This window comes from Pseudooctadecabacter sp. (genome assembly GCF_965657175.1).
Taxonomy (GTDB): domain Bacteria; phylum Pseudomonadota; class Alphaproteobacteria; order Rhodobacterales; family Rhodobacteraceae; genus Octadecabacter.
In genome coordinates, this window is sequence record NZ_CBFHNH010000001.1 from 250,115 (window position 1) to 270,026 (window position 19,912).

A 19,912-nucleotide genomic window follows, 5' to 3' on the forward strand; every position below is an offset into this window, starting at 1 on the left:
GGGCGCGCAGATGCAAGGGCTACAGCCAGCCCGCCGCATTCTGCCGCTGATGGGCGACCATGGCATTCCGCATCAACATTGCGACGGTCACGGGGCCAACGCCGCCGGGCACCGGGGTAATCCAACCGGCCAGCTCTTTGACGCCATCGGTGTCCACATCACCGACGATCTTGACGCCATCTTCCGTCTCGATCTGGTTGATACCGATGTCGATGACAGCCGCGCCGGGTTTGATCATTTCGGGGCCTATCAAATGCGCCTTGCCCACGGCCACCACAACCACATCGGCACGACGTGAATGCATCGCGACCGACCGCGTCATGTGATGGCAAACGGTGACGGTGCAGCCTTCGGCCATCAGCATCATCGCCGCTGGTTTTCCGACAATTTCGGAATGGCCAATCATCACCACCTCAAGCCCTTCGAGGGGCAGGCCGGTTTCCTTGATCAATTCCACGCTGGCCGCCGCCGTACAGGGCGCCAGCGCCACATCAGAATAGACAATGTTGCCGATGGAGGCAGGGTTCATCCCTTCCACGTCCTTCAGAGGGTGAATGGCGGATTGCAGAGACCGGACATTGATATGATCCGGTACAGGACGTTGCAGAATGATCCCCAGCACGTCGGCATCATCGTTCATCTCAAGAATGCGGGCCTTGCAGGCCTCTTGCGTCATATCGGCGGGCCAGTTTTCCTGACGGAACGGCAGACCGGCCTTTTCCGCGCCACGGGCCTGATTTCGGATATAGACGGCCGCCTCCGGCGTATCGCCGATCAGGATCGACACGATGGTCGGCAGGTCCGTCTGCGCGTCAGCATACGATCGGACTTCATCCAAAATGCGGTCCCGTACGGGGGCGCCGCGCACCAGCCTATTGTCGTCCATGTCTGTCCCTATCTATGGTTGGCGCAGATATGCACGGGCACTGGCCCGCGCGCCAAGTCCCAAAAGCCACCCTTTGTCTGAAATTCGGGTGCAATACTGCGGGCATTGTCGTCGAAAGGAAACTTAGTCGTCCTGAAGGATCGCGTCTTCCCATTCTGAGATGAAGGTCTCCCGCTTCATCTGATCCAAATAGGTCATCAGCGCCGGGTTGAGCCCGATGACAGATCCGTCGCCCCCCGCGAGGGGCGGCAGAGGAAACCGCACGGGATCGCCTGCGGCTTGCAGGGTCAACACGTGGCGCACGAATGCCTCAGCCGAGGCAAGGTTTGATGCGTCACGAGATACTAAAACGGTACGCATCATGGTCGTCGGAAATTCGGACGGAAGGATCACACGCAACGCGTCTTCGGTTTCTGACCGGGCCTGCGCGTAGCTGCCCAAGACATTGTAAGCGACCACCAGATCGCCCGCGATCAAATCGTCAATCATCGCACCTGAACAGCAATAGAGCCGCGCACCCATCCGACCCATGACTTCAATCAGCCGCCAATAGGTTTCAGATGCGCGGGCGTCTTGAGTGGCAAACAGATACCCCAAACCAGATTGACGCACATCATATGTGCCCACGCGACCTTCAAAGGTGTCGGGGTAGGCCCGCATAAGTTCGATCAGGTCCTGCCGCGTTCCTGGAACGGGCAGATCACCCAAAGCAGCCCGGTTGATCACAATCGCTGCAGGTTCTGTGGTAAAGGCAAACAGGCTGTCATGCCATTCCGCCCAATCAGGGTGGGTGATCTCAACCAAGGGGGCAGCAAACCCGTCGTTGGCCAGCTTAAGCTGCAAATCCATCGCGCTGGAAATGACAACGTCATAGGCGGATGGGTCTTCGCGAAATAAACCATCAATATCGGCAGTTCCCGTCACCAAGTATTCAACTGAGACCTGTGAATTGGCTGCGATGAAATCTGTGATGATCGGCGCAAAGAAGGATGTGTCTGTGCTGGACAAAATCCGCAACGTGGCCTCACCGGTGCCAAACATCTGACGGTCTTCCCAATCCTGTGCCGCGACAACCGAGGCCCACAATATCGCTGCTAGAATTGCACAGTAGCGCATGCGCCGCCCTCCGGTCTGTTGCTCAGCGTCATGGTCCCGCCGTGGGCCGTTGTCACCGCCTGCACGATGGTCAAGCCAAGGCCGGACCCCACCTTATTGCCCGTGTCCTTGCCACGGACAAAGCGGCCCGACAGCAAATGGATTTCATCAGCTGCAAAGCCCGATCCACCATCGCACACCGTGACGGACCGGCCTGCCACCCTGATTTTGACCGCTGTTTCCGCAGGTGCGTATTTCAGGGCATTGTCGATTAAATTGCGAAAGGCGTTCTGCAACAAGATCGCATCGCCGTGCAGCATCGCCGGACCATCCGCGACCAAATCCAACGTGATGTCCTTCATGTCTGCGATAGGCCGCATTCTCTGTACCAATTCGCGCAACAGCTCCGTCAGATCAACGTCACTTCGTTCCAGGTTTTCGGCGCGGAAGGTCACCATGGCGTGGTCCAACAACTGCCCCGCAGCGCGGCTGCTTTCGTCGATAGCGCGCACCATAGACACCAGTGCCTGTCGGTTTTCGGGGTGTTCGACACGCTGCAACGTCGCCTCAGCATGGGACCGCACCGTGGCCAAAGGCGTGCGGATGCGGTGTGCGGCCTCAGCGATGAAATCTTCCGATTGGGTCAACGTATGATCCAGACGCGACATCAACGTGTTCAACGACCCCACCAGAGGCACCATCTCATAGGGGACAGGTTTCGCCACCGGGCTGAGGTCTTGTGGTCCGCGTTTGGTCACGGACGTGGTCAGCCGCCGCAACTGGCCCGACGTGAACGACGCAGCCCAAATCGCGAGCCCGGTCGCCAGCACAAAAAACCCCACTCCAAGCAACGCCACATTGCGTGAAATTGCGTTAAGGGTATTGGACAAAGCGTCCTGTGTCTGACCAATCGACACAGAGATATTGCGCTGACCATCAGCCCCAACCAATGTGCGCGCGCCGGTCGCGACACGCACCGGCTGACCCTTGTAATCGACGGTCGAAAACTGGCTGACGTCCGGCGTGATGCCTGGCGGCACCATCAGGTCGCCGTAACCCGACAATAAAATGTCCCCTTCATAGATCGCATAGAACACACGGTCATCGGCGTCCGTCGTCAACATCGATAATGACGAATAGGGGAAATCCAGCGATATACGTCCATCGCGTATCACTGCTGAATCAAGGATCGATGACATCGACGCGCTGAGAACATTGTCCTGACCCTGCTGGGCAATCTGTGCGGACAAGGCGCGTACGACCACAAACAAGATGACAGCCAGAACAGCCGCACCCCCCGTCAAGATCAAGGCCAACCGCTTGCGCAATGACCCGCGTGTGTTCACCTCAGCCGTCATGGTCCAGCCGATATCCGAGCCCACGCAGGGTTTTGATCTGTACGGCCGATCCTTCTAGATGTTTGCGTAGCCGTCCGACGTAAACCTCAATCGCGTTCTCGGACACATCGTCATCATAAGAGAACAACCGGTCGACGAGCTTTTGTTTTGAAAAAACCTGACCGGGCGCGTTCATCAAAACCTCTAGCAACCGCAACTCTCGGTTACGTAACTCCAACGCTTGCCCCTTCACCCGCAGATGCCCGCCAACGGCATCAAATTCCACATCGCCCATCGTCTTCACAGACCTGGATGACCCGTTCTTTCGCCGCAACACGGCACGGCAACGGGCCTCAAGTTCGGCATGATCGAAGGGTTTGGTGACGTAATCATCGGCACCCAAATCCAACATACTGATTCGATCAGACACCTGACTGCGGGCGGTCAAAACGATGACAGGCGTGTCATTGTCAGCGGCGCGGTGGTGTTTAAGGAAGGTCCGACCATCCCCGTCTGGCAACATGATGTCCAGCAGAATCAGGTCATATTCACCCGCCGCAACGAAGGCCCGCGCATCCTCGATTTTGCCTGCATGATCAACGCTGTGACCATCCAATCGCAGCCGTGATGACACGGCGTTTGCCAGTTCTGGATTGTCCTCAACCAACAGGTATTTCATTGCCGCTTCCACTAAATCGACCCGTGACAGGTGCGTGTCAGGTTCCCGTGTTCATACTCTGTCAGGAGCCATGAGGAGATGGCTACCAAAAGGGAGACTATAATGAAAACGATGAAAATGGGCCGTCGCGCCCTCATGGTAACTGCTGTTGCCACTCTTGGCCTGGGCAATGCGGCCTTTGCAGATGGCCACCAGGTTCTGGACGATATTCACTTCCTCATCCCCGGCGGCGCCGGCGGTGGTTGGGACGGCACAGCGCGCGGCACAGGCGAAGCCCTGACCGAAGCAGGCCTTGTCGGTTCCGCATCTTACGAAAACATGTCTGGTGGCGGCGGCGGTACTGCGATCGGGTTTCTGATCGAAAACGCCGAAAGCAACTATGACACGCTGATGGTCAATTCGACGCCCATCGTGATCCGGTCACTGACAGGTGTGTTCCCCCATAACTTCCGCGACCTGACCCTCGTGTCCGGCACCATCGGTGACTATGCGGCACTCGTCGTGCCTGCAGACAGCGATGTGTCCAACATGGAAGAATTCCTCGCGGTTTATGACGCTGATCCCAATGGGACCCCCATCGGCGGTGGTTCTGTTCCAGGCGGCATGGACCACTTGGTTGCAGCCATGGTGATGGAAGCCTCCGGTCGTGATGCGCTGGGCGTGAACTACATCCCGTACGACGCAGGCGGCACCGCTATGGCTGCTTTGCTGTCCGGTGAAATCAAGGCACTGTCGACAGGTTTCTCCGAAGCAGTCGATCTGGCCAACCAAGGCGAAGTGAAAATTATTGGCGTGACGTCTGAGGATCGTGTCGACGCGGCCCCTGACGCAATGACAATGATGGAGCAGGGCATCGACACCACCTTCGTCAACTGGCGCGGTTTCTTCGCGGCGCCTGGCCTGCCTGAAGACAAGCTTGAGGCCTACAAAACCGCGATTGCGGCCATGTATGAAACACCTGAGTGGGAAGCCGTGCGCGCCCGCAACGGTTGGGTCAACATCCACAACCCCGGTGACGACTTCGCGACCTTCCTCGAAGACCAAGAAAAGGTCATCGGCGATCTGATGACAAAACTCGGCTTCCTCTAAAGGCCAGTTGATCAGCACAAAATGAGGCGGGGCAGGAAACTGCTCCGCCTTCTTTCTCGACACTACAGGAAGACACCTCATGGCACTCGATCGTTGGATCGCTCTCATCCTATTGGGTATTTGCATCGTCTATGGCTACACCGCTTGGTTCACCATGGACGCAGGCCTTGCGCCCTTTATGCGCCGCAACCCGATCTGGCCCAGCACCTTCCCAAAGGTTCTGTCCATCTTCGGGATCATCGCCTCTTTGGTCATTTTATTTGGCCTTGAGAAAGGCGAACAGAAAATTGGCGACATCGATCATCGCCGTCTGACCGACTATTTCCTTGGACAAGCGCTTTTGCTGCTTGGCCTCATGGTCGTCTACGCGTTGTGTCTTCGCCCGCTGGGGTTTCTTGGCTCAACCAGCCTGTTCCTCATCATCGGGTCGTTCATCTTGGGCGAGCGTAAGTGGCACATCATGATACCCGTATCCCTGATCGCCACAGTCGCCGTCTGGTATCTGGTGCAAGAAGTCCTCGGGATTTTCCTGCGTCCCCTGCCGTACTTCTTGGGAGCGTAAGTCATGCTTGAAGGTATTCTCATCGGCCTGCAAACGGCCCTTTCCTTTCAAAACCTGATGGTGGTCATCGGTGGCTGTCTGATCGGCACCTTTATTGGCATGTTGCCGGGCCTTGGGCCGATGTCGATCATCGCGATCATGATCCCCGTTGCCATTACAATGGGTGATCCGTCTGCCGCGTTGATCTTGTTGGCGGGTGTCTACTACGGCGCGATCTTTGGCGGTTCGACGTCATCGATCCTGCTCAATGCGCCGGGCGTCGCTGGCACAGTGGCGTCGTCGTTTGATGGCTATCCGATGGCACGGCAGGGCAAAGCCGGTAAGGCGCTGACCATCGCCGCCATCGCAAGTTTCGCGGGTGGTACGATTGGCGCGATCCTTCTGATGGTCTTTGCACCTATGTTGTCGTCAGTGGCGCTGCTGTTCCATTCGCCCGAATACTTCGCGTTGATGGTCGTCGGCCTCTCCGCCATTGCGGCCTTCGCAGGCCCGGGCCAAGTCACCAAGGCGCTTTTGATGACGGTCCTTGGCCTCATCATGGCGACTGTGGGCGAAGGCGCACTGTTCAACCTGCCACGTTTTACCGGTGGCATTATGGATCTGCAGTCGGGGTTTGGATTTATCACGCTCGCCATGGCCATGTTCGCCTTACCTGAGGCCATATTCTTGGTCCTCAAACCCAAAAACCTCGGCGACAACGGCGGTGAGATCAAGGACCTGCGCATCACACGGGCAGAAGCACGCGCCATTGCACCAGTCATTGGTCGTCAGTCCGTTCAGGGCTTTTTCATCGGTGTCTTGCCGGGTGCGGGTGCCACCATCGCGTCCTTCTTGGGCTACGCTGTGGAACGCAACATCGCGCCTAAAGCCGAACAAGAGGAATTCGGCAAAGGGTCTATCAAAGGCCTTGCCGCACCGGAAACGGCCAACAACGCCGCTTGTACAGGGTCCTTTGTGCCCTTGCTGACGCTGGGCATTCCTGGCTCTGGCACCACGGCGATCTTGTTGGGTGCCCTCATCGCGCTAAACGTCACGCCGGGTCCACGGCTGATGGTGGATGAACCGCAAATCTTCTGGGCGGTCATCATGTCGATGTTCATCGGCAATCTGGTGTTGCTGATCCTGAACCTGCCGCTGATCCCATACATCGCGAAACTGCTGGCGATCCCACGAAACTATCTGATCCCGTTCATCCTGTTCTTCACCCTCATGGGGGCTTACATCGGCCAGAACAACGCAACCGAACTGCTGCTTCTGGTGGGCTTCGGCATCTGTGGCATCGCGCTGAAATTCGCGAACTACCCGCTGCCGCCCTTGCTAGTCGGGTTTATCCTTGGCGGGATGATGGAGGACAACTTCTCCCGTTCGATGCAGCTTTATGGCGGCGTCAATTTTGTTATTGAACGCCCGATGACGATGATCCTTCTGCTGATCGCAGCCGCATTGATTATCCTGCCAGTGCTGCGCACCCGAAAAGCCCGTAAAGCAACAGCCTAGAGGGCGACGACCTAACGAAAAGGCCAGCGATCCGCACGGACGCTGGCCTTTTTATTGACGGTTGTGGTGCCGCTGAAGGGACTCGAACCCCCGACCCCATCATTACGAATGACGTGCTCTACCATCTGAGCTACAGCGGCCACGGCGCGGTCTTTAGCACCGCGCCATAGCTTCGAAAAGTGTTATTTTTCGTCCGCAGCCTCGACGTTATCTTCGACGGTTTCCGCGTCTACGACGGCCATATCAGTCTTCGGCGCTTCGATCTGACCTACGATCAGAGGCAGCATTTCTACGCCTGCTGGCATCGCGACTTCACCCTCGGGGGGGTCCCGCCATGTGAGCGTATCAAAACCCGAACAATTGGAGCATACAGGCTCCCACGCGGGGTGAATATGCTGACAGTTGTCGCAAATCCACTGGGGACCGCGCGGCGCTGTTAGCGCCTTGGCCAGCCAACCGCGCACGACCGCATCCGCAGATCCTTCGCCACGTTCGATCGCCGCCATGATGGTCAAGCTGCGCGCCGTTGGGTGTTCTGCGACCAGTTCGGTGATTGTGCGCCGCGCCTCAGGGAAGTCTTCGGCTGCGATATACAGTTCCGCCAACAGCATCTTCGTCTCAGGATGGTCAGGATGCACCTTCGTCAACGCGCGGAACCGCTTAAGCCGCGTGGCCGCATCTTCGTCGGGTTCAATCGCCGCATAGGCCGAGGCCAGATCAGGGTGCGGGGCAACATCCCACGCCTTTTTCACGACCCGTGTGGCGGCCCGCTTGTTGTCCTTTTCAAGATACATCTCAGACGCCATGACGGCGGCAGGGATCAGATCGGGGGACATGCGGTTCGCCTCAATCGCGGCCTCTTGCGCCTCGATGGTCTGGCCGTCGTCCAGAATGCCCTTAGCCTCCGACAGCGCCAGAACCGCATCCCGGCGACGATGCACATTGCGTGGCAATTGCCCTGTCTTCAGCTTCGCAGTCAACGTCTTGCGTGCGCCAGCCCAATCGGATTTCTCGGCTTGAAGGCGCAACAAGGTGTCTTGGGTTTCCACATGCTTGGGTTTGATCGCAAAGGCTTTCTCAGCCAAGGCCAAAGCCGTGTCGGTATCCCCATCTTCCAGCTTTTGCTTCATGATCCCGCGCACACCTACGAACCGTGTCCGCTCATCCTCAAGAAGCTTGCGATAGGTCTGTTCTGCCGTCTTGCGATCGCCGGCCAACTCCGCCGCCTGCGCGGTCAACAAATTGGTCAGTTCGGGACGTTCCAGATACCGTTCGGCACGGTTCGCCTTGGCCATCGCCAAGCGACCTTCGCCGGATGCCAAGGCCATCATGCCCTCAGACAGCGCCTCAAACCCCTTGCGTTCGCGATTGCGCGAAAAATAACGCGAGATCGCTGTTTCATCACCGTTGAGGAATTTGAATGTCGCAATCGCTAAGCCGATCAGTTTGAAGGTCAGCCACACCAGCGCCACCAATACGATGAAGCCGATAAACAACTCCAGAACCGACAGCGTCGCCGCCTGCCCGCCAATGTCGAAGGTCGCGCTGCCCTCCATATCCATCAATATCGTCGCACCAAACGTGGCGGCCATGACGACCGCAACGAAGGCCAAAATCTTAATAAGGGACCAGAGCATGAATACGCAGCCTTCGGTTATTGATAAGTTTCAGAGAGGTCGGAGAGAGCATCCAGAACGTCCGCACGTTGTTGCGCGCGGGCGGTCCAATCCGTCAGATCAGCGCGCACCACTTCGGGCAGCGCCTCAATTTCGGCCAGCGCATCTGCGACACGGCCTTCCTTTGCCGCCGCTTCCGCGCGGGACAAAACCGCATCGGGGCCGGGGCCCTCTTGCGGGGTGGTTGAACGGACATCGAATTGGTTCCGCAAGAACCCACCAATGCCGCCGGCATCATCAGACACGCCCTCAGATCGGGCGACCGCTAAGGCGGATCGTGCCGCCGCCGGGAAATCAGCAACAAGCGAAGCAGTCGTTGCAACGCCGGTGTCAGCTGCATCTGTCAAAGCAGTTGGAATGTTGGCATCCAGATCCGCCAAGGCATCCGCGAAAGGCGCCCCAGTTTCTACCGCTGCAGCAATTCTGTTGATCGCAGCGCGGGCTTGCGCGGCCTCAGCGGCAGCGAGGGCTTCTTGCTCCAACCGTTCCGCTTCCGCACGGGCAGCCGCCAAATCGGCCTCTGCCTGCGCCGCAGCCCCCATCACCGCATCCTGACGATCATTCAGCTCGGCCCGCAGGGCATCCAACTCGCTTTGATACGCCGCCAAGGCGGTATCCGACAAAGTCCCATCGGCGTTTGGCTGACGTTCAACAGCGGCAATCCGGTCTTCAAGTGCTGTCATCTGGGCACCAAGGGTCGCCGTCGCCTCATCCACTGTGGCGCCGATGTTCGTCGACACGTTGGCAATCTGGGATTCGATGTCGGACAAATCTGTGCTGGGCAGACTATCCAACTGGTCTTGCAGGGCCGCAATCTGTTCCGCTTGCAACTGCAGTTGTGCCGCGCTGGTGTCAGCATTTGTATATTCAGCAATTCCATAGCCAATTGCACCGGCAGCAACTCCGCCAAGCAACAGCATCAAAAATCCGCCGCTGCCTGATGATTGCTGGACAGGCTCTGGCGTCGGTTCGGGCAGTGTCTCCGGCTCGGTAATGTCGTCCATAACTTCCCCATCGGCAGCCGCATCTTCTATGACATCGTCATCGGATGAATTGTCATCATCGATAATTTCGGCATCCTCAATCGTTTCGATGGTTTGCTGATCTTCAGCATCTACACCGGCAATCTTATCATTCTCATTCATCGGAGATTTGGCCACGTTTGCCACCCACTACCTTGCATCCGAGCCACTGCGCCCACTCCTTCACTGTACATCCGGCCAGACAGACCCTCAAGCAATCAAACGCACAACGGCCTGCGTCATCGATGCCACCTCTGGCGTCTCAACGACCGTAATTGCCATTGGTTGCATCACCTCCGCCGATTGGGCGACTTTGGGGCTGATGGCAACAACATGGGCACCAGACCACGGAAGCCCCCAATCACCAAGAATCGACACTGTTTCAGCTGAAAATACTGGGAGGATAAGACTTCTTCCGGCTAAAAGAGCCTCAGCCAAACCCGCAGGCCGACCCAGTCTGGATTTGCGGTAAGTGACCACATCCACACAGTTCAAACCGGCAGCCGTCAAATGGGAACTGACGTCGCCGTGCGAAGTTTCCCCCCTGATGTGCATCATGGAAGATGTTGGTCGCTGGGCAAGAATCACCTCAACCAGAACGCTAGCATCACCTCGCGCACTGCGGGGGGCGTAGCCTTTGGCACGTGCTGCCTGCGCCGTCACGTCACCCACACACCAGGCCACACGACCTTTGCCGTCTGGCGCTGTCGAAACCCCCGCTTTGGACGTGAAAATCGCCATCTCAAAAGGCGGCAGACTGTGGGGCACGTCCTCAAACCCGAAGGCAGGCGCGATGATCGGCTCAAATGCGTCGGTATGAATTCGCAGTTCGTCGACGAACGCGACAGCACTCCCTTCAGGCCTTGTCACCAATACGATCGGATTGTGATACGGCGCCACAGCGCACCCCCTGCCATTGTAGCGATTGCAGTCAAGTGTTACCTGCAAGGCATCTAGACGCAAGCAACGGCACCCTTCATGCCCCCCAATTTCACGATTCTTGGTATTGAAAGCAGCTGTGACGATACAGCGGCTGCGGTCGTTCGCGGCCAGCCTACTGACAGTGAGATTCTATCAAACGTCGTGTTTACACAGACCGATGCCCACGCGGCTTTCGGCGGCGTCGTGCCTGAAATCGCCGCACGGGCCCATGCGGAAAAGATCGATATTGTAGCGGAACAGGCTCTGGATAATGCAAAAATTCGCTTTGGTGACATCGACGCAATTGCCGTTACCGCTGGCCCCGGTTTGATCGGGGGCGTCTTGTCAGGCGTCATGTGCGCCAAGGGGTTATCTGCGGCCATCGGCAAGCCTCTGATCGGCGTCAATCACCTTGCTGGTCACGCACTGACGCCACAACTGACCGATGGCATCCGCTTTCCTTACCTGATGCTCCTCGTGTCTGGAGGGCACTGCCAATTTCTGCTTGTTGAAGGCCCTGATCGCTATACGCGTCTTGGTGGCACGATTGATGACGCCCCGGGGGAGGCATTCGACAAGACTGCGCGTATCCTTGGCCTGCCGCAACCAGGCGGTCCATCCGTCGAGGACGCCGCCAAGACCGGAAATCCTGCGGCCTACGCCCTCCCTCGCCCCCTTCTTAATCGCGACGATTGCAACATGTCATTTTCGGGTTTGAAAACGGCGATCTTGCGGGCGCGTGATGAAGTCGTAAAGGATCACGGGGGCCTGCCCCGTCAGTCCCAAGCCGATCTTTGCGCCAGCTTTCAAGCCGCCGTTGTGGATGTTCTGGCAAACAAGTCTCGTTGTGCCTTGCGGGCCGCGCGGGAAATTAACCTTAATGTGCGGACGCTTGCCGTAGCGGGCGGGGTTGCAGCGAACGCCTCAATTCGGACTGCGCTTGAAGCAGTTTGTGCCGAAGCAGAGACTGATTTTGTCGCGCCTCCCCTTGCCCTTTGCACGGACAACGCGGCCATGATTGCCTTCGCAGGATTGCACCGGATGGCGGCTGGTCACACAGATGACTTATCCCTGTCGGCCCGCCCAAGGTGGCCATTGGACCAAAAAAGCCCGACGATGTTAGGCAGTGGAAAGAAGGGAGCCAAGGCATGAAGATTGCCGTTGCAGGTGCAGGCGCATTCGGGACAGGTCTTGCGATTGCGCTGGCGGCCAACGGCCCAGTTTCCCTTTGGGCGCGTGACGCAGGCGATATGCAGACCACGCGGGAGAACACGACCCGTCTGCCGAGCCATCGCCTGCCGGACGACGTCACGGTCACCGAAAACACCGATGAACTATTTGCCGCTGATACGATCCTTCTTGCGATCCCGACCCAGAAACTTGGCGCGTGGATCGAAACCCATGCCAAGGCCCTTTCTGGAAAGCGTCTGATTGCGTGCTGCAAAGGCATCGATCAAGCGACCCTTCGCGGGCCGGTTGCATTGATCGAAACGCTTGTGCCAGACGCCATCGCCGCGATGCTGACTGGTCCCAGTTTCGCGGCGGACATAGCGAAACACCTGCCGACCGCATTGACCCTTGCCTGTTCGGATGCGGACGAAGGCGCCTATCTTCAAAGCATCCTGTCGACCCCCACCTTGCGGCTTTACCTTAGCCACGATGTGATCGGGGCCGAACTGGGTGGTGCGTTGAAGAATGTCATCGCCATCGCCTGCGGCGTTTGCATGGGTGCTGGGTTCGGGGAAAGCGCGCGCGCCGCCGTCATCACCCGTGGCTTTGCCGAGATGCGCCGGATCGGGGCAACACTGGGCGCTGATCCTGAAACCTTGACCGGCCTGTCGGGGTTTGGCGACTTGGCGCTGACGTGCACGTCGGATGCATCGCGCAACTATCGGTTTGGCCTCTCCATTGGTGCGCAAAGTGACTTTGATCCGACAACCACTGTCGAAGGTGCTGCGACGGCGATTTCAGTCACAAACCTTGCCAAAAAGCACGATCTGGACCTGCCCATCTGCGCCATCGTCGCGGCACTTTCTGACGGTTCGATCACGCCTGACGTGGCGCTGGCCACCCTCCTATCCCGCCCCCTTCGAAAGGAATAATTAATGCTCTTCGCCGTTATCACCCGCGATAAATCCGACGCCCTGCAAATCCGCCTCGACACCCGCGACGCCCACTTGGCCTACATCAAAGATACCGGAGTGGTTGAGATGGCCGGCCCGTTCCTTGACCCCGAAGGCACCATGTGTGGATCCCTGATCATTTTGAACGTCGACAGCCTGTCCGCCGCACAGAATTGGGCCGACAACGATCCCTATGCCAAAGCTGGCTTGTTCAAACATGTCCGTATTGAGGAATGGAAAAAGGTAATCGGTTGATGCGGTATTGGCTGTTTAAATCCGAACCGTCCACCTGGGGTTGGGATCAACAGGTCGCCAAAGGCGAAGCTGGCGAGGAATGGGACGGTGTCCGCAACTATCAGGCCCGCAATTTCATGCGTGAGATGTCTGTAGGTGATCTTGGCTTTTTCTATCATTCCCAAAAGGAACGTGCGGTGGTCGGAATTGTCGAAGTCTGTGCCGTAGCCCACCCCGACAGCACAACGGACGACGACCGGTGGGAGTGTGTGGACATCAAAGCGGTTCGTCCCTTAGAGACCCCCGTCGACCTAGACCACATCAAAGCTGATGAACGTTTGTCCGACATGATCCTTGTCAAAAATTCCCGTCTGTCCGTGCAGCCCGTTACGGAAGCTGAATGGGGCATCATCTGCGCGTTAGGGCACACAAAACCCTAGCCAGATGGCCAATCCATTGCCACGATGGGTCCCAATAGCCAAAGAAGGGACGCTATCATGGGAATTCTTGCAATCATAGTCGGCGCGGCAGCCAGTTTTGCCTTTGGTGCGTTTTGGTACGGGATATTTTCTGACAGCTGGAAACAAAGCAGCAGGGTGCCGTTGGACGCGGACGGAAACCCTGAAAACATGCGCAACCCTGTGCCATACGTCACATGCGCCATCGCGCTGATCTTGGTTGCTGGAATGATGCGACATAGCTTTGCAACCGCAGGCATCGATACATTGGGCAAGGGGATCATGTCTGGCGCAGGCATAGGACTGTTCTTTGTCACACCGTGGATCGCTCTCTTTCATGGGTACTCAATGCATTCCCATCGGCTGACCCTGATCAACGGCGGTTATGCGACGATTGGCTGTGCACTTATGGGGGCCGCGCTGACACTCCTGTAAGGCCGAACAACCTGCCCAAACAAAAACGCCCGCCAAAACTAGGCGGGCGTTCAAAAAATCGGCTTTAGGACTTAGCCGTAAACAGACTCTTTGCCGAAATGCTTTGTCAGCATGTAGTAGATCACAGCGCGGTATTTGTTACGCTCGGACCGGCCATAAGTCTCAATCACTTAATCAATTGCTTCCATCAGCTGGGGGCTGTCGGCAAGACCCAGCTTTTTCATCAAGAAGTTCTTTTTGACGGTCTCAAGTTCAGCAGGCTGGCCGCCCGCGACTGTAGAGGCGTCAGCATTGTAAATGGACGGGCCGCAGCCGATGGTGACTTTGGTCAACAGGTCCATGTCCGGCGTCATGCCGCACTTTGTTTTCAGATCATCTGCGTATTTCGCGATCAAATCATCACGTTTGCTCATGGTATTCTCCCACCTTGGTTCCCGCCGGTCTTCGGCGTTGTGCAAACGATAATGGCTGATTCGCTCTACGCAAAGGGAAATCCATAGGGTCTATTCCCCTCTATTCACCGGCACGTGCCCCAACCGCGGGCCTGAAGGTGAAAGTGATCGGCATGCAGCGCGTTGTAGTCAGGACCCAAAGTTGTTGCGAACCACGTGCAGGCGCTGTCACGCACGGCGCGCAAGAATTGCGCCGCATCGTCGTCGCCCTCCCAATCTCGAATGAGACGAATGGTCGTCCCATCCGCCAAATCGAACCCACTGATGTCGATGGCATCAGCTGTGGCATGGGTGCTCCAACGGGTCGATCCTCCTTGCGTTGTGCGGATTGGGCGACAGTTGTAACTTCCGATCTGGCGGATCACCGTGACCTCAGACCCGAAGACGTTGACCGCTGCGGGTTGAACCCCATGGCGTTCCCACATCGCTGTCCGAAGGGCCGTCGCACAGGATGTTTCGATCGGATCAATGCGCGCCCGCCCAACGCCTGCCAAATCTACCCGATTTCGAATATGACACTCCTCGGAGACCTCAAACGGATCGCGGCGTGTCATGCGCGCCGCTTCATCCAATGCCGCCAGACACATCTCTGGATCATTCCATGTCCGGCGCAATTTCCATGTCGTCAAAGGCGTAACGGGCGCATCAACCTCCAAAGGTTCCAGCGGGTTCCATTGAGGTGGAAGCGGCGTTTCAGGGTGGGTCAGAGCAAAAATTGACCCCCCGACCACTGCAATACCCAGCAAAGTAAATAGCGTGAAAGCGACGGACCGGAGGATGGCCCAACTTGAAACGAGCGGGCGCTTTGGTTCATCATCTGGTGGTGGCAAGTCCGCCATATGTAGCCCTTCTTTGTCGATAAGACCCTATCCTACGCCAGTGTACTTTCCCACGAAAAAGGCGCCCGATGTTTCCACCGAGCGCCTTCTTTAAACGTCACTTAGCCTTAGCTGATGACGTAGTCACCGTCCAACTCTTCCAGTTCGCTCTCGTCGATTTCTGGCATGTTGTTGAGTTCATCTTCAGTCGTGGCGTCAAGGATCAACTCATCGTCGTCGTTCATCGCGAAGTTTTCCAGCGGCAGGGCAACTGTATATTCACCCAAGCCCAAGAACCCACCGATACCGATGACGGCCTGATAACCTTCACCATCAGAAATCACGTAATCGATTTCACCGACGTCTTCACCGTCCGCACTTAGCACGTTGAGGCCCACGATCTGGTCCACGGTCATACCTGTAAACTGAGACAGCTGTTCCAAACCATCGGACGACATCGGTGCATCGGCCAGAACAGTCTCGTTATCGGTGGCTTCCATGTCTGTCTCACCGTTGAGCGTTTCGGCTGTCACGGTCATGTCTTCTTCGCCATCCAGATCTTCTGGGATCACCAGGTCGGCGTCTGCGTCAGCAGTTTCCATCGCGCCGTCTTCGCCTTCCATTGCGCCATCTTCGGCTTCGACGGCTTCAAATGTCTCTTCCATAGATGTGTCCATCGAGGTGTCTTCGTCTACGTGGCTCTCCGCAAAGGAAGGCACAGCAAGTGCAAAGGTCAGAGCGGTGGTTGTCATAAGTGTCTTAAGCATTTTCAATCTCCAGTTTGGAAGTTGTCATTGCCTCCTCAACACAAAAAGCCCCGCAGCTGTTCCGCTGCAGGGCTTCAAATTATTTATGGAACCGGAGGCCGGTTATCGCGTTAAAACAGCCGCTTAATAGCGATAATGCTCCGGCTTAAACGGGCCTTCCGGGGACACACCAATGTAGGCTGCCTGTTCAGAATCAAGCTTCGACAACTTCACGCCGATACGGTCCAGATGCAGGCGGGCGACCTTTTCATCCAGATGCTTCGGCAAGATGTAGACGCCGGGCTGGTACTCATCACCCTTGGTCCACAATTCAATCTGGGCCAACACTTGGTTTGTGAAGGATGCAGACATCACGAAGGACGGATGGCCCGTCGCATTGCCAAGGTTCAGCAAGCGGCCTTCGGATAGAAGGATCAAACGATTGCCGTTCGGCATCTCGATCATGTCGACTTGTTCTTTGATGTTAGTCCACTTGTGGTTCTTCAACGCAGCGACCTGAATTTCATTGTCGAAGTGGCCGATATTTCCGACGATCGCCATGTCCTTCATGCGGCGCATGTGTTCGATGCGGATCACGTCTTTGTTGCCCGTCGTCGTGACAAACACGTCAGCCGTCTCAACCACGTCATCCAATGTCGTCACTTGAAACCCATCCATCGCGGCCTGAAGCGCGCAGATCGGGTCAACTTCGGTCACGATCACACGGGCACCGGCACCGGCCAGAGACGCAGCGGAGCCTTTTCCCACATCACCATAACCCATGACCACGGCGACCTTACCGGCCATCATCGTATCCGTGGCGCGACGAATGCCGTCGACCAGAGATTCCTTACAGCCATATTTATTGTCGAATTTTGACTTCGTAACGGAATCGTTCACGTTGATCGCGGGGAACGGCAGCTGGCCGTTCTTGTGCAGATCATACAAACGATGCACGCCGGTCGTCGTTTCCTCGGACACGCCCACAATCTGGCTGCGCATCTTAGTGAACCAGCCAGGGCTTGCCGCCATGCGCTTTTCGATCTGCGCCTTGATTACAGTTTCTTCTTCGGACTGCGGCACAGGGATTACATCCTCACCCGCTTCCATACGCGCACCAAACAGGATGTAGAGCGTCGCATCACCACCGTCATCAAGGATCATGTTCGGCCCATCATCGAACATGAACGACCGGTCCAGATAATCCCAATGTTCTTCCAGCGACTGACCCTTAATCGCGAAGACGGGCACGCCTGCCTCAGCAATCGCCGCCGCTGCGTGGTCCTGCGTGGAAAAGATGTTGCACGACGCCCAGCGCACATCTGCGCCAAGGGCTGTCAGCGTTTCAATCAAAACCGCGGTCTGGATTGTCATGTGCAAAGACCCAACGATGCGCGCGCCTTTCAATGGCTTCCTTTCGCCGTACTCTTCACGGCAGGCCATCAGGCCCGGCATTTCTGTTTCTGCGATGTCCAGCTCACGACGCCCAAAGGCCGCGAGTTCGATATCCTTAACTATGTAGTCTTTGGCCATACCGGCTCTCCTTGCATTACATATTTGCCGTGCTGTATCACCGCCAGCCCCTCTCGACAATCGACCATGCTGCGCCTTAGGGTCGCCCCTCAAATCGGAGTGCTGAAATGAAACAACCCCGCGCATGGCAACGGATGCTATCTGGCCGCAGGCTGGACCTTCTTGACCCAACACCGATGGATATCGAGATCGAGGACATCGCTCATGGCCTTGCCTTCGTGGCCCGCTGGAATGGTCAAACCCGTGGGGACTTCGCCTATTCCGTAGCCGAACATTCTTTGCTGGTCGAACAGATTTACCGCCAGATGAACCCCAATGCACCGGTCAAATGGCAGCTTGCAGCCCTTCTTCACGATGCGCCGGAATATGTAATTGGCGATATGATCAGCCCGGTAAAGGCCGCTGTCGGTCCAGGATATGAGGTGCTTGATGATCGCCTTATGGCCGCCATTCACATCCGCTTCGGCCTGCCCGTGCAGGTGCCCGCCGCAGTCAAAAAACAGATCAAGAAGGCTGATAAAGTTTCCGCCTGGCTTGAGGCCGTACAGATCGCAGGCTTCACCACGCCGGAGGCGGATAAGTTTTTTGGCAAATTAGACCCTGTTATTGCCCAATCGCTTCAGATTCGTCTGCGTCCCCCGGTTGAGGTCCGGACAGATTTCACCGCCCGCCACGCCCAACTGATGGACCTGCTATGACCCTATTCGCCCGCGAAATGACCCGTGCCGATGTGCCCGCCTGCTTGGCCATTATCAATCATATCATCTCTCTTGGCGGGTCCACGGCTTATGAGGACCCTTATACCGAAACTGCCCTCGGGGATCACTACATTGGCGATGCGGTAACTGCGAATGTCGTCGTGGAAGGGGACCGTATCGTTGGCTTTCAATCCACCTTCGAAGTCGAACCCGGTGTCTATTCCATTGGGTCGTTTACCGACCAGCAGAACCCCGTGCGTGGGGCAGGTAAAGTTGTCACCGACAAAACCAAATCTGATTGCCGCGCGTTGGGAGGTCATTCAATCATCGCGAAAATCACCTCTGACAACACAGGCGGCTTAGCGTTTTATTCGAAAATGGGCTTCGAAGACGAGATTGTGATCCCCCACGACCATATCCGCAAGAACGGGACGGCCGTGGACCGAATTATCAAGCGGTACGTCCTGTAGGGGCGGCCCAAGGAAGGACCGCCCAGCCATATTACCACAAATCGCGGTAAGGGTTGAAACTCCGGGCCTGCCAATCCGGCCGGCGACGCCCGTTTGGTACGTGCCGGCCCGCATGGGATTTCAGATGATCGGGAATGTTTGATCCACGACGGGCAAGGGTCGCAGTGTACATCGCATCTGCAAGTAAAGTAAACATATCGGCCTCCTATGGCGCTGTTGATGGCCAAGATTTACGTCGTTTTTCGCCTCTTCCCTAGTCAGGAAGACTTTCAATATGTTAGAATGGATTTCATATGAAATGGTCAGATATCCCCTCCCTCTCTGCGCTGCGCGCGTTTGAAGCCGCCGCACGCCACGGCAGTTTCTCTGCTGCAGCCCGTGACCTGAACGTGACGCATGCCGCGATTGGCCAGCACGTCCGGACGCTTGAAGATCATTTCGGTCAAAGCCTGATGATCCGCGAAGGTCGGGGCATGGCACCGACGGAGGCTGGCCGCGGCCTTGCAGATGCCTTGACCGACGCTTTCAGCACCATTGCCGCCGCCTCTGCCGATCTTCTTGACCAATCAAAGACGCGCGCCATCCGCGTGGCTGTCACCCCTTCGCTTGCCGCCAATTGGCTGATGCCGCGCATTGGTGATTTCTGGGACAAGCACCCCGATGTCGAAGTCGAACTCCTGCCTTCAATGCAGCTGGTCGATTTGCGGCGTGACGGGATCGATGTTGCGATCCGATATGGCAAAGGAGGATGGCCAGGCGTTCAATCTATCCACCTGATGCCAGCTGGTCATGTGGCTGTCGCGGCACCCAGCTACATCGCGGGTCGAACCATCAACTGTCTGGCTGATCTGAAGGGGTCGCGATGGCTCTTGGATGGGACCCGCTCTGAAGAACGATTCTGGATGTCAGAAAATGGCATCGATCTGGCCGAAGAAACGGTCACACAATTTGCGACCGGTCAGCTGTCACGTGAAGCGGCCCTTGCCGGCTTGGGTATCACAGTTCTTCCTGCGCCGATTGCAGATCTGCATGTGGCATCGGGAAACCTTGTCACACTGTGCGCAGAACATGACAGCGCCGTTGGCTATCACATACTTACAAGACCCGAGGTCGTGTCCCCCATGCGGGACGTGTTCGTCAAATGGCTGAGATCCCAAGCCAAAGCGTAAGAAAGAAATTGG

21 protein-coding genes, 1 tRNA gene and 1 pseudogene are annotated in these 19,912 nt (G+C 57.0%); 11 read left to right on the forward strand and 12 right to left on the reverse strand.

Annotated elements, in window-relative coordinates:
- Positions 1 to 19: 19 nt before the first annotated feature.
- From ACTG36_RS01210 to ACTG36_RS01225, 4 genes are all read right to left on the reverse strand, one after another.
- Positions 20 to 886, reverse strand: coding sequence for a bifunctional 5,10-methylenetetrahydrofolate dehydrogenase/5,10-methenyltetrahydrofolate cyclohydrolase (locus ACTG36_RS01210; RefSeq protein ID WP_375279517.1), 867 nt, complete (start codon positions 884 to 886; stop codon positions 20 to 22).
- A 123-nt stretch (positions 887 to 1,009) separates the two neighbouring features.
- A complete protein-coding gene (locus tag ACTG36_RS01215; protein WP_375279518.1) occupies positions 1,010 to 2,002 on the reverse strand; it encodes an ABC transporter substrate-binding protein in 993 nt (330 codons plus the stop codon).
- Positions 1,981 to 3,339, reverse strand: a complete 1,359-nt coding sequence (locus tag ACTG36_RS01220; RefSeq protein ID WP_375279519.1) for a sensor histidine kinase — start codon at positions 3,337 to 3,339, stop codon at positions 1,981 to 1,983. Before ACTG36_RS01220 ends, ACTG36_RS01215 begins: the two co-directional genes overlap by 22 nt.
- Entirely contained in the window at positions 3,329 to 3,997 is a 669-nt protein-coding gene (locus tag ACTG36_RS01225) for a response regulator transcription factor (protein ID WP_375279520.1), read from the reverse strand. The genes ACTG36_RS01220 and ACTG36_RS01225 overlap by 11 nt, the downstream gene beginning before the upstream one ends.
- Before the next feature lie 102 nt (positions 3,998 to 4,099).
- On the opposite strand from ACTG36_RS01225, the gene ACTG36_RS01230 reads away from it, so the two are divergent.
- The 3 genes from ACTG36_RS01230 to ACTG36_RS01240 all read left to right on the forward strand — a co-directional run bounded on the left by ACTG36_RS01230 (position 4,100) and on the right by ACTG36_RS01240 (position 7,145).
- Positions 4,100 to 5,086, forward strand: coding sequence for a Bug family tripartite tricarboxylate transporter substrate binding protein (locus ACTG36_RS01230; protein WP_375279521.1), 987 nt, complete (start codon positions 4,100 to 4,102; stop codon positions 5,084 to 5,086).
- 79 nt (positions 5,087 to 5,165) lie between these two features.
- Positions 5,166 to 5,648 (forward strand): tripartite tricarboxylate transporter TctB family protein, encoded by a 483-nt coding sequence (locus tag ACTG36_RS01235; protein ID WP_375279522.1) that lies wholly within the window; start codon positions 5,166 to 5,168, stop codon positions 5,646 to 5,648.
- Between the two features lie 3 nt (positions 5,649 to 5,651).
- Positions 5,652 to 7,145, forward strand: coding sequence for a tripartite tricarboxylate transporter permease (locus tag ACTG36_RS01240; RefSeq protein ID WP_439141244.1), 1,494 nt, complete (start codon positions 5,652 to 5,654; stop codon positions 7,143 to 7,145).
- Between the two features lie 64 nt (positions 7,146 to 7,209).
- Here the strand turns inward: ACTG36_RS01240 and ACTG36_RS01245 are convergent.
- The 4 genes from ACTG36_RS01245 to ACTG36_RS01260 all read right to left on the reverse strand — a co-directional run bounded on the left by ACTG36_RS01245 (position 7,210) and on the right by ACTG36_RS01260 (position 10,743).
- A tRNA-Thr gene (locus ACTG36_RS01245) sits at positions 7,210 to 7,285 on the reverse strand.
- 42 nt (positions 7,286 to 7,327) lie between these two features.
- Positions 7,328 to 8,782 (reverse strand): heme biosynthesis protein HemY, encoded by a 1,455-nt coding sequence (locus tag ACTG36_RS01250; RefSeq protein ID WP_375279524.1) that lies wholly within the window; start codon positions 8,780 to 8,782, stop codon positions 7,328 to 7,330.
- Positions 8,783 to 8,799: 17 nt separating this feature from the next.
- Complete coding sequence (locus ACTG36_RS01255) at positions 8,800 to 9,966, reverse strand: COG4223 family protein (RefSeq protein WP_375279525.1); 1,167 nt, start codon at positions 9,964 to 9,966, stop codon at positions 8,800 to 8,802.
- An 87-nt stretch (positions 9,967 to 10,053) separates the two neighbouring features.
- Positions 10,054 to 10,743 (reverse strand): uroporphyrinogen-III synthase, encoded by a 690-nt coding sequence (locus ACTG36_RS01260; protein ID WP_375279526.1) that lies wholly within the window; start codon positions 10,741 to 10,743, stop codon positions 10,054 to 10,056.
- Positions 10,744 to 10,821: 78 nt separating this feature from the next.
- Between ACTG36_RS01260 and tsaD the strand changes: the two genes are divergently transcribed.
- From tsaD to ACTG36_RS01285, 5 genes are read left to right on the forward strand one after another with little or no spacing between them, the layout of a single operon-like run.
- Positions 10,822 to 11,916: a tRNA (adenosine(37)-N6)-threonylcarbamoyltransferase complex transferase subunit TsaD gene (tsaD, locus tag ACTG36_RS01265; RefSeq protein WP_375279527.1), complete on the forward strand. Its 1,095-nt coding sequence runs from the start codon at positions 10,822 to 10,824 to the stop codon at positions 11,914 to 11,916.
- On the forward strand, positions 11,913 to 12,866 hold the full coding sequence (locus ACTG36_RS01270; protein ID WP_375279528.1) for an NAD(P)H-dependent glycerol-3-phosphate dehydrogenase: 954 nt from the start codon (positions 11,913 to 11,915) through the stop codon (positions 12,864 to 12,866). The genes tsaD and ACTG36_RS01270 overlap by 4 nt, the downstream gene beginning before the upstream one ends.
- Before the next feature lie 3 nt (positions 12,867 to 12,869).
- A complete protein-coding gene (locus tag ACTG36_RS01275) occupies positions 12,870 to 13,142 on the forward strand; it encodes a YciI family protein (protein WP_375279529.1) in 273 nt (90 codons plus the stop codon).
- Positions 13,142 to 13,561, forward strand: coding sequence for an EVE domain-containing protein (locus ACTG36_RS01280; protein ID WP_375279530.1), 420 nt, complete (start codon positions 13,142 to 13,144; stop codon positions 13,559 to 13,561). Before ACTG36_RS01275 ends, ACTG36_RS01280 begins: the two co-directional genes overlap by 1 nt.
- Positions 13,562 to 13,618: 57 nt before the next feature.
- Positions 13,619 to 14,014, forward strand: coding sequence for a DUF1761 domain-containing protein (locus ACTG36_RS01285; RefSeq protein ID WP_375279531.1), 396 nt, complete (start codon positions 13,619 to 13,621; stop codon positions 14,012 to 14,014).
- Positions 14,015 to 14,085: 71 nt separating this feature from the next.
- On the opposite strand, the pseudogene ACTG36_RS01290 reads toward ACTG36_RS01285, so the two are convergent.
- The 4 genes and pseudogenes from ACTG36_RS01290 to ahcY form a co-directional block, all read right to left on the reverse strand.
- Positions 14,086 to 14,427: pseudogene (locus ACTG36_RS01290) on the reverse strand (DUF2853 family protein).
- A 104-nt stretch (positions 14,428 to 14,531) separates the two neighbouring features.
- Positions 14,532 to 15,305 carry an extensin-like domain-containing protein gene (locus ACTG36_RS01295; protein ID WP_375279533.1) on the reverse strand — a complete coding sequence of 258 codons (774 nt, stop codon included), beginning with the start codon at positions 15,303 to 15,305 and terminating at the stop codon, positions 14,532 to 14,534.
- 107 nt (positions 15,306 to 15,412) lie between these two features.
- A complete protein-coding gene (locus ACTG36_RS01300) occupies positions 15,413 to 16,051 on the reverse strand; it encodes a PRC-barrel domain-containing protein (RefSeq protein WP_375279534.1) in 639 nt (212 codons plus the stop codon).
- A 123-nt stretch (positions 16,052 to 16,174) separates the two neighbouring features.
- Positions 16,175 to 17,563, reverse strand: a complete 1,389-nt coding sequence (ahcY, locus tag ACTG36_RS01305) for an adenosylhomocysteinase (RefSeq protein WP_375279535.1) — start codon at positions 17,561 to 17,563, stop codon at positions 16,175 to 16,177.
- Between the two features lie 107 nt (positions 17,564 to 17,670).
- On the opposite strand from ahcY, the gene ACTG36_RS01310 reads away from it, so the two are divergent.
- The 3 genes from ACTG36_RS01310 (at position 17,671) to ACTG36_RS01320 (ending at position 19,900) form a co-directional block, all read left to right on the forward strand.
- Positions 17,671 to 18,261, forward strand: coding sequence for an HD domain-containing protein (locus tag ACTG36_RS01310; RefSeq protein WP_375279536.1), 591 nt, complete (start codon positions 17,671 to 17,673; stop codon positions 18,259 to 18,261).
- Entirely contained in the window at positions 18,258 to 18,731 is a 474-nt protein-coding gene (locus ACTG36_RS01315) for a GNAT family N-acetyltransferase (protein WP_375279537.1), read from the forward strand. Before ACTG36_RS01310 ends, ACTG36_RS01315 begins: the two co-directional genes overlap by 4 nt.
- A gap of 293 nt (positions 18,732 to 19,024) precedes the next feature.
- Positions 19,025 to 19,900 carry a LysR family transcriptional regulator gene (locus ACTG36_RS01320; protein WP_375279538.1) on the forward strand — a complete coding sequence of 292 codons (876 nt, stop codon included), beginning with the start codon at positions 19,025 to 19,027 and terminating at the stop codon, positions 19,898 to 19,900.
- The last annotated feature ends 12 nt before the right edge of the window (positions 19,901 to 19,912 follow it).